Raw genomic sequence first — 13,264 nt, forward strand, 5'->3', positions numbered from 1 at the left:
CAGCAGCACACGATCCTCAAGATCGTGTCGATCGGCGCGTAACGAACAGCGGCTCGCAGGAGGTTATTCGAAATGGCACATAAGAAAGCAGGCGGTTCGTCGCGCAACGGTCGTGATTCGGCCGGTCGTCGCCTTGGCGTGAAGAAGTTCGGCGGTCAGGAAGCGATCGCGGGCAACATTCTCGTGCGTCAGCGCGGGACGAAGTTCTACCCGGGCCGTAACGTCGGCATCGGCAAGGACCATACCCTGTTCGCGCTCATCGACGGCCGCGTGGTGTTTCACGACGGCAAGCTCGGCCGCAAATTCTGTTCGGTCGACTCGATGCCGATGGCGGCCGAGTAACATCGGGTAACCTGACGGGTTGCCCACCAGGGCGACCCGAGTGCCACGCGGCACCGAACCAACAAGGGAGGCGGGTCACCCCGGCTCCCTTTTTTCGTGCTCCCTCCAATCCTGTCGCAGGCGCGTCATCAGCACGTGCTTGGGGCGTTGCACGAGGAGAGCGAGACCGTGTTCGCGCTGACGAGAAGATTGACGCTACGGCCCGGCTGGCCCGAGGACGCCCCTGCTCTGTCGCTCGCGATCGGGCACGAGGCGGTGGTTCGCAACCTGTCGCGCGCGCCATGGCCCTACACACTCGGTGATGCGGAGAGTTTCCTATCGCTTCCGCGCGCGCCGCATCAGCCGCGCTTCCAGATCATGACGCGAGGCGAGAACCGTCTGATCGGCGGCACCGAGTTGATCGCACTGGGCGGTCGGGTGCACGAACTCGGCTATTGGCTGACCCCGGATAGCTGGGGCAAGGGCTACGCGACCGAGGCGGGCCGCGCGGTGATCGAGATGGCGCGCCACACGCTCGGCAGCGAACGTCTGATCGGGCGGCATATGGTCGACAACCCTGCATCCGGGCGCGTGCTGCGCAAGCTCGGCTTCGTTGAAACGGGGTCGAGCCGCTTGTTCTCGCTCGCGCGGGGCGCCGAGGTCGATTGCGTCGACCTGGCGCTCGATCTGGTCGAGCCGTGCTCGGAACCGCTGCCGATTGCGGCGTAGCGCACCGTGACATTGCCTTCACGCGCGTGATCGCGGATCATGGCGCGATGACCGTCACGCCGCTACGCCGTCGCCTAAGCCCGGAAGAATCGCGCGAGGCGGCGCTCGAGGCCGCGCGCGCGCTGCTGGTCGAGGTCGGGCCACAGGCGGTGACGCTGAAGGCGGTCGCGGGGCGGATCGGTCGCACGCACGCGAACCTGCTGCATCACTTCGGCTCGGCAGATGGGCTGCAGAAGGCGCTGATCGAGCGCATGGCGGGTCGTATCGTCGGCACGATCAAGTCGGCCGTTCTGCGTGCGCGCGAACGCGAGGATCCGGCCGAGGTGGTCGACCTGACCTTTGACGCGTTCGGCAACAATGGTGCCGGCGCACTTGCGAGTTGGATGATCCTGTCGGGGAACGAAGATGCGCTCGACCCGATACTGACGGCGATCCACGATCTGGTCGAGGAGCTGGCGCAGGACAATGATCCGGGTGCGCCGATCCATGAAGAAACGTTGCAACTCGTTCTGATGGCACTCGGCGACGCGCTACTCGGTGCGCCGATGGCGCGCGCGCTCGGGCTGCCGCGCGACAAAGCGCGCGAGCTCGCCCGCGCGATGCTGCTGGCCGACCGCGGCAAGCTGCCGGTCGCCTGAGCCGCGACTCGCACCGGGTCGCTTTAACAGCACGGACGCGCTAGGCAGCGCGCCATGCATTTCCTCGACCAGGCAAAGATCTTCGTCCGTTCGGGCGCCGGTGGTCCCGGCGCCGTCAGTTTCCGGCGTGAAAAGTTCATCGAATATGGCGGTCCCGACGGGGGCAACGGCGGCAAGGGCGGCGACATCGTGTTCGAGGCCGTTGCCGGACTCAACACGCTGATCGACTTTCGCTACACGCAGCATTTCCGCGCGCCGCGCGGCCAGGGTGGATCGGGCAGCAACCGCACCGGCGGTGGCGGCGACGACCTCGTCATCAAGGTGCCGGTCGGGACCCAAATACTCGCCGATGACGACGAGCGCACGCTGCTCGCCGATCTGACACGAGTCGGTGAGCGCGTCGTGTTCCTGCGCGGCGGCGACGGCGGGCGCGGCAATGCGAGCTACAAGACCTCGACCAACCGCGCACCGCGCCAGCACGGCACCGGCTGGCCGAGCGAGGAAGCCTGGGTATGGCTACGCCTCAAGCTGCTGGCCGACGCAGGGCTCGTTGGGCTGCCCAATGCGGGCAAATCGACCTTCATCAACCAGGTGACCAACGCGCAGGCGAAGGTCGGCGAGTACGCCTTCACCACGACGCGTCCGCAATTGGGCGTCGTGCGGCACAAGAACCGCGAGTTCGTGCTCGCCGACATCCCCGGCCTGATCGAGGGGGCGGCCGAGGGTGCCGGGATCGGCGACCGGTTCCTCGGCCACATCGAGCGCTGCCGCGTACTGCTCCACCTGATCGATGCCAACGACGAGGATGTCGGCGAGAGTTACCGGATCGTGCGCGAGGAGCTGTCGGCGTACGGCGGCGGACTAGACGAGAAGCCGGTCGTGGTCGCACTCAACAAGATCGACACGCTCGACGACGAGTTGATCGAAGCGCTGTCTGCCGAACTCGAAGACGCGAGCGGGGCTGAGGTGATCCCGATCTCGGGTGTTAGCGGCACCGGCGTCGATTGGATCCTCGACAAGCTGCTGGAGGCGATCCCGTCGACCGATAGCCCGGTCGACGACGATGGCGACGAAGACGCGGTTGTCTGGTCACCGCTCTGAGCGGCGGCATGACGAGCTTCCGGTGGCCCCGGATCGGGATGCCGGACCTAACGCACGTGCTTGCCTGAGCCTACGCGTGCGCTAACGATTGGGCCGAATGATGCTCTTTCCCGCCTCCTCCTGTGCTCGCCTGATCGTGAAGATCGGGTCGGCGCTGCTCGTCGCGCCCGACGGCAGCGTCCGGCGCGAGTGGCTGGCGAGCGTCGCCGCCGACGTCGCGGCGCGGCATGCAGCAGGGCAGCAGGTGGCGATCGTGTCCTCGGGGGCGATCGCGCTAGGTGCGCGGCGACTCGGGTTGGCGAAAGGTGGCCGCGCGAGCCTGGAAGATGCGCAGGCCGCCGCCGCGACCGGACAGATCGCACTTGCGGGCGTGTGGTCGGAACTGCTGGGCGCGGTCGGGCTGACCGCGGCGCAGATGCTGGTTACGCTCGGCGATCTGGAGGAGCGGCGCCGCTATCTGAACGCTGCCGCCACGCTCGACCGGCTGCTGACCCTCGGCGTCATACCCGTCATCAACGAGAACGACTCGGTCGCGACCGAGGAGATACGCTTCGGCGACAATGATCGCCTTGCCGCGCGCGTGGCGCAGGCGGCGGGTGCGAATGCGGTGATCCTGCTGTCCGACGTCGACGGTTTGTACGACCGCAACCCTGCCCTTCCCGGCGCCCGCCACATCGCGAGGGTCGAGCAGATCGATGCCGTGATTGAAGCAATGGCGGATACCGGCTCGTCGTCGGGCATGGGATCGGGCGGGATGATCAGCAAGATCGCGGCAGCGCGGATCGCCAGCGCTGCGGGCGCGCACCTCGCGATCGCGAGCGGCCGGATCGACTCTCCGCTCTCTACCCCCGCCCGCCACACGCTCTTCGTCGCACCCACCGGCGCCCCTGCGCGCAAGGCGTGGCTCGCAGGAGGGTTGACCGCCGCGGGCACAATCCACGTCGACGCCGGTGCGGCACGCGCGCTGGCGGACGGGGCGAGCCTGCTTGCCGCGGGCGTGACGCGGATCGAGGGGCGTTTCGCGCGCGGCGATCTGGTCACGATCGACGACGAGCACGGCACGATCGCGCGCGGCTTGAGCGAATATGACGCCACCGACGCTGCGCGCCTCGTCGGTCGCCGCAGGGACGAGCATGCCGCGTTGCTGGGCTACGCACCGCGCGCCGCGCTCGTCCACCGCAACCACATGGCCTATCTCGGAGCACCAGCGCGATGATCCTCGCCATCACCGGCGCCACCGGCTTCGTCGGCAGCCATCTCGTCGATCAGGCACTCGCCGCCGGGCATCAGGTGCGTGCGCTGACGCGGCGCGAGCAACCAGCACGCGACGGCGTCACCTGGGTCGCGGGCAATCTCGCCGGACCCGGCACGCTGGTCGAGGGTGCGGACGCGGTGATTCACGTCGCGGGCATCGTCAATGCCGCCGACCGCGCCGGTTTCGTCAGCGGCAACATCGACGGCACGCGCAGCATGATCTCGGCTGCGGGCGCCGCGGGCGTGCAGCGCTTCGTCCACGTCTCATCGCTCGCTGCGCGCGAGCCGCATCTGTCCGATTATGGCTGGTCCAAATCGCAGTCGGAGCGGCTCGTGCAGTTGAGCGGGCTCGACTGGACGATCGTCCGGCCGCCCGCGGTGTTCGGCCCGCGCGACCACGAAATGCTGGAGTTATTTCGCTTCGCGTCACGCGGGATCGTGCCGCTGCCGCCGCGCGGCAACCGGCTGTCGGTGATCGCAGCGGAGGATCTTGCCCGGCTGCTGCTCACGCTCGCGACCGGCGATGGCGCACGCCACATGATGCTCGAACCCGACGACGGACGCCCCGGCGGCTGGGATCACCGCGATTTCGCGCGCGCGCTCGCCAAGGCCGTCGGGCGCCGCGCATTGCCCGTGTCGCTGCCCGGTGCCGTTCTGTCAGGAGCCGCGCGGCTTGATCGCATGTTCCGCGGACAACGCGCCAAGCTGACACCCGACCGCGTTGGCTATTTCCGCCATCCCGACTGGATCGCGCACGCGCTGCCCTCTCCTGCCTTGTGGCGCGCCGAGCACGACACCGCTGCCGCGCTGGCGCGCACCGCCGAGTGGTATCGCGCCCACGACTTGCTATAGCATCGCCGCACCCCGGCCTTAATCATCACGCACCGAAAGCGACCATGAGCGACCGCGACCACATCTTCGACATCGTCCAGGCACAGATCGAGCCGTTCAACAAAAAGGGCGTGGCCGTCACCGATTCGACGACGTTCCAGGGTGATCTGGAATGGGATTCGCTGACCGTGATGGATTTCGTCGCCGCGATCGAGGACGAGTTCGACATCATCATCACGATGAACATGCAGGCCGAGATCGAGAATGTCGGCCAGTTGGTTGACGCCGTTGCGCGGTTGAAGGCCTGACCATGACCGAAACCGGCCTGCAGCCCGAGGCATCGCCCCTTGACCCCGCGCCGGTCGCGCCGGAGCGCGACCTGTTCTCGAAGTTCGATGCGCTGATCGCGGAGCGGCAGGCGCTCCTTGACACCGGCGTCCGCGATCCGTTCGGAATCGTGATGGAGGAGGTGCGCTCGCCGACCGAGGCAGTGATCAAGGGCCGCGACACCATCCTGCTCGGCACCTACAATTACATGGGCATGACGTTCGATGCCGATGTGATTGCGGCGGGCAAGCAGGCGCTCGACCGATTTGGCAGCGGCACCAACGGCAGCCGGATGCTGAACGGCACCTTCCGCGACCATGTCGATGCCGAGGATGCGCTGCGCGAATTCTACGGCGCCGATCACGCGATGGTGTTCTCCACCGGCTATCAGGCGAATCTCGGCACGATCTCGACCATCGCCGCCAGGGGCGAGTATGTCATCCTCGACGCCGACAGCCACGCCTCGATCTACGATGGCTGCAAGATGGGCGACGCGGAAGTCGTGCGTTTCCGCCACAATTCGGTCGAGGACCTCGACAAAAGGCTCGGCCGACTGCCGAAGGAGCCGGGCAAGCTCGTCGTGCTCGAAGGCGTCTATTCGATGCTCGGCGACATCGCTCCGCTCAAGGAAATGGTCGCGGTCGCGAAGAAGCACGGCGCGATGGTGCTGGTCGACGAGGCGCACTCGATGGGCTTCTTCGGTACGCACGGTCGCGGCGTGTACGAGGATCAGGGTCTGGTCCTTGGCGAGGATGTCGACTTCGTTATCGGCACCTTTTCCAAATCGGTCGGCACCGTTGGCGGTTTCTGCGTCTCCAATCACCCGAAATTCGAGGCGATGCGCCTTGCCTGCCGTCCCTACATCTTCACCGCGAGCCTGCCGCCGTCGGTGGTCGCGACCGCGGCGACCTCGATCCGCAAGCTGATGCACGCCGATGCAAAGCGTGCGCAACTGTGGCGCAACGCCCGCCGTCTCCACGCGAACCTGCGTGAGCTAGGCTTCACGCTTGGCACGCAAGCCGCCGACTCGGCGATCATCGCGGTGATGCTGGAGGATCAGGAGCGCGCCGTCGGCATGTGGCAATCGCTGCTCGACCAGGGTTTATACGTGAACGTCGCGCGCCCGCCCGCGACACCATCGGGCACCTTCCTGCTGCGCTGCTCGCTTTCGGCCGACCATAGCGACGCGCAGATCGACCGCATCACGACGATGTTCGCCGACGCAGGCCGCGCCACCGGCGAGATCGGCTGAGCGCACCCGCCGGGTTTGCACCCCGGCGGCGCTTGGGTACAAGTCACGGCCGTGAGCGGCGACGACGTGGACATCCCGCGAGGGCTGGTTTCGGCTTGGCGTACCATCGCGCTGGTGGCGATGGCAGTCGCGGGCGTCGTCGTGCTCACCGCCATCGTCCTGACGCTGGGCGAGGCAAACAGGCAGCGCGATCGCGCACTTGCCGCGCAGAGCCACAGCTACGACGTGATGAATCTCGCGCGCGCGTTGCAGGGTACGATGGCGAAATCGGAAGCTTCGCTCGGTCGCTACGTTATTTCGGGCGATCAACCGCTCGGGCAATCCTATTTCGACGATTGGCGCCGCGCGGGGGAGAATGTCGCCCAGCTTCAACGGCTGACCTACGACAACGCCGGACAACAGCGCCGACTCGCCGCGGTGCGTCGCGCGTTCCGCGCCCGCGGTGACGAACTCGCCGCGACCGCGCTCGCCACCAATTATGGCAAGAACAGCCAGGCATTGGCGCGCTTCTATCGTGCGAGCACCTCGCCCTCGCTCCAGGCGATCAATCGCGCGCTCGACGGCCTGATCGCGGACGAGCGCGCGCTGCTCGATCGCCGAACCTCGCTGGCGATGGCATCGGTGCGCCGATCAACCGGCGCGGCCAAAATCTTGTCGGTGTTCGGCGTGCTGCTGCTGCTCGGCATGATTGCGCTCGCCTGGCTGACGATGCGTGCGCTCGCCGATCGCGCGGTCGCGCAGGCCGAGGCGGCATCGCAGCGCGAGCGCGCCGACGAACTCGCCAGCGCGGTTGCGACCGCCACCGACGAGCTGCGCGTGCAGGAAGCGCGGCTGCGCCAGGTGCAAAAGATGGAAGCGGTCGGCCAGTTGACCGGCGGAATCGCGCACGACTTCAACAACATGCTCGCGGTCGTGATCGGCGGACTGGAACTCGCCCGCCGCGGCATCGCTGCGGGTAGTCGGGACGTGCTGCGGCATGTCGAGAGCGCGAGCGAAGGCGCGACGCGTGCCGCCGCGCTCACCCGCCGCCTGCTCGCCTTCGCACGCGAAACCGCGATCAATCCCGAATGTATCGACGCGGCGAGCCTTTTTTCGGGGTTGAAGGACCTGCTCGACCGCACGCTCGGCGATGGGGTGACGATCGTGATCGATGACCGCAGCGACGGCTGGTGCGCACGCGTCGACCGCGTCCAGCTCGAGAACACGCTGGTCAACCTCGCAGTCAACGCACGCGACGCGATGGACGGACGTGGCACGCTGACGATCACCGCCGCAACGCAGACGCTCGACCAGCCAAGCACGCACGGCTGTGCCGCCGGCGACTATCTCGCGCTCGCCGTGACCGATACGGGTCATGGCATGTCGGCGGAGGTGCTGGAACGCGCGTTCGAGCCGTTCTTCACCACCAAGCCGGTCGGCAAGGGCACCGGTCTGGGACTCAGCCAGATTTTCTCGTTCGCCAAGCAAGTCAGTGGCGACGTGACGATCGTTTCCGAACCCGGCCGCGGCACCACCGTGACCCTGTTCCTGCCGCGCGAGGCAGACGAAGCGTCGACTGTTCCCACGCCTTCGCCGGCAGAGCAGGTCACGTCGGACGAGGAAAACGACGCCGCGCTGGCCATCCTGGTCGTCGAGGATGATCCCCGCGTGCTCGCCGCGACGGTGGGGGCGTTGGAGGAACTCGGTCACCGCGTCACCGCCTGCGATGATCCTACCCGCACCGCGCAGACGTTGGCGCAGATGCCCGCGCCCGACCTGATCCTGTCCGACGTGCTGATGCCGGGGCTGACCGGGCCGGAGATGATCGCCGGGCTGGACGCACGTCATCGTGGCATCCCCGTGCTGTTCGTGACCGGGTTCGCCGGGGATGCGGCGACCGTCGACCTCGGCAATCGTCCGGTGCTGCGCAAGCCCTTCACGCTTGCGGCGCTCGAACAGGCGGTCGCCGCCGCGGCGCGGCGCGAGCGCGCGCACGCCATCGCAGCGGAATGACGATCCGAGAACAGGTGACGCGTGACGCAGCCCTGCCTATAGCCGAAGCCTTTCCGTCGTTCTTGCGAGGCCGCGTCGCGCGCACATGAAATCGATCGACCGCTACATGGCCCGGCTGATCGCGCTGCCATTGTTCTCTACCCTGTTCATCGCCGCGATGCTGCTGATCCTGGATCGCATTCGGCGCTTGTTCGACTTCGTCGCAACGCAGGGCGGACCGGTGAGCGTGGTGTGGAAGATGCTTGCCAACCTGCTGCCCGAATATCTCGGGCTCGGCATTCCGATCGGCCTGATGCTGGGGGTCCTGCTCGCCTTTCGCCGCATCGCGACGTCGAGCGAGCTCGACGTGATGCGCGGCGTCGGTATGAGCTACGCGCGCCTGCTGCGCGTGCCGTACATGTACGCGATCGTGCTGGCGGCGGCGAACATCGCGATCGTCGGCTACGTCCAGCCGATCGCGCGCTACAATTACGAGAAACTGCGCTTCGAACTGCGCACCGGCGCGCTCGGCGCCTCGGTCAAGGTGGGAGAATTCACCCATCTGGGCGACCGCATGACGATGCGGATAGAGGGCAGCCGCGACAAGGGACGCAAGCTTTCGGGCATCTTCGTCCATGCGCAGACGCCCAAGGGCGACTGGGTCGGGGTGACCGCGGAGGGCGGACAGTTCCTCGCCACCGACGATCCGAACGTCATCATCTTCCGACTGACCAACGGTACCCTCATCCACAACCGCGCCGACTTCCCGACGCCGCGCACCTTGTCCTTCTCGTCGCACGACCTGCCGATCGACCTGCCCAAGTTCGAGAGCTTCCGCAGCCGCGGCGGCAAGAACCTGGAATATACGCTGCCGCAGCTCGCCAAACTGGGTCACGCAGGCGGTACCGAGGAGCAGCGCGACAGTAGCCGGTCGGAATTCCACTTCCGCCTGGCCGAGGTCGTGTCGATGTTCCTGCTGCCGCTACTCGCGGTGGCGCTGGGTGTCCCACCCAAACGATCCAGCTCCGCGCTGGGCGTCTTCCTGTCGATCGTGATGGTCGTGACCTATCACAAGGTGAACCAATATGCCGCAAGCGTCGGGGAGCGCGGCGCGATCGATCCGCTGATCGCCTTGTGGGTGCCGTTCCTCGTTTTCGCCGGGCTGATCTTCTGGATGTACTACACCATCGCCTACGTCCCCGGCGGCCAGCCGATCGGTGCGCTGGAGCGCTTCTTCGCCAAGACCTGGAAGCTGATCGTGCGCTACCTGCCGGGCCGCAATCGTACCGGAGCGGCGGCATGAAGGGTTTTTTTCCCTCGCGCACCGTTGCGCTCTACATGGCGCGGCTGTTCCTTACGCGCACCTTCGGCATTCTCGCGGGGCTGGTGCTGGTGCTCCAGGCACTCGATCTGCTGAGCGAATCGGGCAAGATCCTGTCGGTCGCGGGCAACGGCGATGCCGAAGTGTGGCGCTACGTCGGACTGCGGCTGCCGCAGATCGTCTCGACCTTTCTGCCCTTCTCCGTGTTGCTCGGCACGATCCTGACGCTGATCACCATGAACGCGAACAGCGAGGTCATCGCACTCAAGGCGGCGGGGTTGTCCGCCCACCAACTGCTCGCGCCATTGATCCTCGCCAGCCTGGGCGTCGCCGCCGTCACCTTTGTCTTCACCGATCGCGTCGTCAGCCGATCGACCGCGACCCTGTCGCAGTGGCAGAAGGTCAATTACGGCCCCCTGCCCGTCGACCGCGGCGAACGCTCCAACGTGTGGGTGTTGTCAGGCGAGGATCTGATCCAGGTCGATCAGATCAAAGGCCGCGGCGATCAGGCGCAACTGGGCGGCGTCACCGTCTACCTTCGCTCGCCGACCGGCGGTTTGCGCGGGTTGCTGACCGCGCCCAACGGGCGCCGCTCGGGGGATGGCTGGCGCATCTGGCCGACCAAGCGATTCGAAGTGGCGAGCGGGCGTGTCCAGATGGTCGGCGAACAGATCATCGGCCGCGGGGTACGGACCGATCAGTTCACGCTCGCGACCGTCGATGCCGACAGCCTGTCGTTCGGCGCGCTACGCAGTGCGATCAACGATCTGGAAGAAGCCGGACGCCCGGTGAAAGCGCTGGAGGGATCGCTGTGGCACAAGCTGTCGGCGCCGCTTTCGTCGGTGCTGATGCCGTTGCTCGGAGCAGTCGCCGCGTTCGGTATCGCGCGCTCGGGACAGTTGTTCGTCCGCGCGGTGATCGGGATGGCGTTGGGCTTCGCTTATTTCGTCGCCGACAATTTCGCGCTCGCGATGGGCAATCTCGGCGCCTATCCGCCCTTCCTCGCTGCCTGGGCGCCGTTCCTGCTGTTCCTGCTGATCGGCGAGGCGGTGCTGCTGCGGACCGAAGAATAGAAAAAAGGGCGGCGTCTTGATCGAAACGCCGTCCCTTCTGGTCCTCTGCTTACTTCGTCAGCGCGGCCGGATCGTCGCCACTGCCAACTTACCGACAAGGCCGGGCAGTCCCTTGTAGCTCGCCTTGTGATAGGGCGATGCGGGCTCCAGCACCTTTGACAAACGGCGGTGCGCCTCTGCCAGCGAGTGGTAGGGCAGACCCGGCAGCAAATGGTGGAGCGCGTGGTAGCGCAGCCCCACCGGCGCCCACAGCACCGGCAGCAGCGCGGGCGGCGGCACGTTGACGGTGTCGAGATACTGCGCGGTGACGCTCATCGCCTCGCCCTCATTCTCCCACAGATGCGCAACAAGTGTGCGGACCTGATTGATCAGCGCGACACCCGCCCCCACCACCATGAAGACCGCGAACGCCTTGAACGGGATCACGCCAGTCGCCGTCAGCACGATCAACGCGAGCGCCCACACGGCCGTCGCTGCCTCAAGCCGGACCCAGCGCGCGCGCTCCTCGCCTTCGGGCATGCGGCGGCGGAACGAGGGGTTGATCGACAGCGCCGAATAACGCGACACCACGGCGGTGCGCAGCCGCGGCGACACGGCAGACAACGGCGCGAGAATCGCGTAGCGGATCAGTAGGCCGACCGGCGCGAGCAGCGACACGATCACGAACACCGGCAACGTCCACGGCTTCATCAGCGCAAGCGGCAGATACTCGGGATCCTCCGACGTTCCGTAACGCGTCTTGGCGTGGTGCAGGTTATGCACGCCCTCGTACATGAACGACGGAATCATCATCGGCACGCCGATCAGTGCGTTCCAACCGGTGCGGAAACCGCGCATGTTGGCGTGCTTCATGTGCGTCAGCTCATGGATCATGCTCATGCCGCGGTACAGCGCGAGCATCGACACCAGACCAGCCGCGATCATCACTGCGGTCGACGCGGTGAGAACAGCGAGCGCGAGTGCGGCATAGCCGACGACCGACGATGCGATCAGGTCGGCCCAGTAGATGCCGGCCCGCGGCTGGACGAGATCGCGCGTCAACTCGGCGGCCGTGCGCAGCATCGCCTTGTCGTCGGGAATGCGCGTGCGGACGCTCGCTGCCTCGGCAGGCACGCGGTCGAGGGTCATGCTGGTCATGGCTTGGTCCATTACCTGAATATAGTGGCGACACGGTGACGCGAACAGGCGACCACCGCCACGATGCGCCGCAAATGCTCACTCGCCATGATCGATTATGCCGTCTATTTCCCGATCATGTCTGAGGCCATCCGCATCACCCCGGTCACGAGCAAGCGCGACCGCAAGACCTTCGTCGACCTGCCGTTCCGGTTATACCGCGACGATCCGAATTGGGTGCCGCCGTTGAAGGGCGAGGCGCTGGGGTTGATCACGCCGGAGAAGAACGGCTGGTACAGCCACGCCGAGGTGCAACTATTTCTCGCCTACCGCGGCGAACAGGTCGTCGGGCGCATGTCCGCGCATATCGATACGCTGGCCCTCACCATGCCCGCGGCGCAGGGCTTCGGACCCGGCGTCGGGCAATGGGGGCTGATGGAGGCCGAGGACGAGGGCGTGTTCCAAACGCTGCTCGCCGCGGCCGAGGACTGGCTGCGCAGCAAGGGCATGACGCGCGCGCTCGGCCCGATCTCGCAGTCGATCTGGGAGGAACCCGGCTTGTTGGTCCAGGGCTACGATCACCCGCCGACGATCATGATGGGGCACGCGAAGGCCGAATACCGCGGCTGGATCGAACGCGCGGGCTACCGGCCGGTCAAGCAGCTCATCACCTACGACCTCGACATCACGCAGGAGTTCCCAAAGCTCGTCAAGCGGATCATCAAGTCGGGCGAGTCGAACCCTAGCATCGTCGTACGCGAGGTCGACAAGCGTCGCTTCGAGGAAGAGGCCGCGATCATCCTCGACATCCTGAACGATGCGTGGTCGGATAATTGGGGCTTCGTCCCCCTCACCCCGCCCGAGATCAAGGATGTCGGGGTCAAGTTGAAGCCGATCGTGTTCAACGATCTGATCCGCATCGCCGAGCTCGACGGCAAGCCCGTTGCGTTCATGATCACGCTTCCCGACCTGAACGAAGCGATCAAGCCGCTGAATGGCTCGCTGCTGCCGTTCGGCTGGGCCAAGCTGCTGCTGTGGTTGCGTAAGCCGAAGGTTCGCACGATGCGGGTGCCCTTGATGGGGGTGCGCAAGGAACTGCAATCCTCGCGCCTCGCCAGCCAGCTCGCCTTCATGATGATCGAGGCGATCCGAAAGGCTTCGGTCGAGCATTATGGTGCCAGCCGCGGCGAGATCGGTTGGGTGCTCGACGACAATCAGGGCATGAACTCGATCGCCACCGCGATCGAGAGCAAGGTCAACAAGATCTATCAGGTGTACGAGCGCACGCTGTAACGGCCATGCCGACGCAGCATCAACCGCTACGTCGGCG

General features: G+C 66.4%; 14 protein-coding genes (1 of these 14 running past the window's edge). 13 read left to right on the top strand and 1 reads right to left on the bottom strand.

Annotation, left to right across the window (positions count from 1 at the left end; genetic code table 11):
* The 12 genes from rplU to lptG all read left to right on the top strand — a co-directional run.
* Positions 1-42 carry the 3' end of a 50S ribosomal protein L21 gene (gene rplU / locus Q0579_RS10315; RefSeq protein ID WP_298811910.1) on the top strand. It extends 258 nt beyond the left edge of the window, so only the last 42 of its 300 coding nucleotides appear in the window; the start codon falls outside the window, past its left edge; it ends in the stop codon at positions 40-42.
* 30 nt (positions 43-72) lie between these two features.
* Positions 73-342, top strand: a complete 270-nt coding sequence (rpmA, locus tag Q0579_RS10320) for a 50S ribosomal protein L27 (protein ID WP_298811911.1) — start codon at positions 73-75, stop codon at positions 340-342.
* Between the two features lie 168 nt (positions 343-510).
* Positions 511-1,050 (top strand): GNAT family N-acetyltransferase, encoded by a 540-nt coding sequence (locus tag Q0579_RS10325; RefSeq protein ID WP_298811913.1) that lies wholly within the window; start codon positions 511-513, stop codon positions 1,048-1,050.
* Between the two features lie 47 nt (positions 1,051-1,097).
* Entirely contained in the window at positions 1,098-1,688 is a 591-nt protein-coding gene (locus Q0579_RS10330; protein ID WP_298811915.1) for a TetR family transcriptional regulator, read from the top strand.
* A 54-nt stretch (positions 1,689-1,742) separates the two neighbouring features.
* Positions 1,743-2,789, top strand: coding sequence for a GTPase ObgE (gene obgE, locus Q0579_RS10335; protein WP_298811917.1), 1,047 nt, complete (start codon positions 1,743-1,745; stop codon positions 2,787-2,789).
* 97 nt (positions 2,790-2,886) lie between these two features.
* A complete protein-coding gene (gene proB, locus Q0579_RS10340) occupies positions 2,887-4,005 on the top strand; it encodes a glutamate 5-kinase (protein ID WP_298811918.1) in 1,119 nt (372 codons plus the stop codon).
* Positions 4,002-4,895: an NAD(P)H-binding protein gene (locus tag Q0579_RS10345; RefSeq protein ID WP_298811919.1), complete on the top strand. Its 894-nt coding sequence runs from the start codon at positions 4,002-4,004 to the stop codon at positions 4,893-4,895. The genes proB and Q0579_RS10345 overlap by 4 nt, the downstream gene beginning before the upstream one ends.
* Before the next feature lie 44 nt (positions 4,896-4,939).
* A complete protein-coding gene (locus Q0579_RS10350) occupies positions 4,940-5,182 on the top strand; it encodes an acyl carrier protein (protein WP_298811920.1) in 243 nt (80 codons plus the stop codon).
* 2 nt (positions 5,183-5,184) lie between these two features.
* Entirely contained in the window at positions 5,185-6,453 is a 1,269-nt protein-coding gene (locus tag Q0579_RS10355; protein WP_298811921.1) for an aminotransferase class I/II-fold pyridoxal phosphate-dependent enzyme, read from the top strand.
* A 120-nt stretch (positions 6,454-6,573) separates the two neighbouring features.
* A complete protein-coding gene (locus Q0579_RS10360) occupies positions 6,574-8,445 on the top strand; it encodes an ATP-binding protein (protein ID WP_298812453.1) in 1,872 nt (623 codons plus the stop codon).
* Between the two features lie 85 nt (positions 8,446-8,530).
* Positions 8,531-9,727, top strand: a complete 1,197-nt coding sequence (gene lptF / locus Q0579_RS10365) for an LPS export ABC transporter permease LptF (protein ID WP_298811922.1) — start codon at positions 8,531-8,533, stop codon at positions 9,725-9,727.
* Positions 9,724-10,818 (top strand): LPS export ABC transporter permease LptG, encoded by a 1,095-nt coding sequence (lptG, locus tag Q0579_RS10370; RefSeq protein ID WP_298811923.1) that lies wholly within the window; start codon positions 9,724-9,726, stop codon positions 10,816-10,818. The genes lptF and lptG overlap by 4 nt, the downstream gene beginning before the upstream one ends.
* 57 nt (positions 10,819-10,875) lie before the next feature.
* On the opposite strand, the gene Q0579_RS10375 is transcribed toward lptG, so the two are convergent.
* Positions 10,876-11,955, bottom strand: coding sequence for a fatty acid desaturase (locus Q0579_RS10375; protein WP_298811924.1), 1,080 nt, complete (start codon positions 11,953-11,955; stop codon positions 10,876-10,878).
* Positions 11,956-12,042: 87 nt separating this feature from the next.
* On the opposite strand from Q0579_RS10375, the gene Q0579_RS10380 reads away from it, so the two are divergent.
* Positions 12,043-13,227: an N-acetyltransferase gene (locus Q0579_RS10380; protein ID WP_298811925.1), complete on the top strand. Its 1,185-nt coding sequence runs from the start codon at positions 12,043-12,045 to the stop codon at positions 13,225-13,227.
* Positions 13,228-13,264 lie beyond the last annotated feature (37 nt).

Origin of the sequence: uncultured Sphingomonas sp., assembly GCF_936927845.1 — a bacterium.
Lineage (GTDB): Bacteria > Pseudomonadota > Alphaproteobacteria > Sphingomonadales > Sphingomonadaceae > Sphingomonas.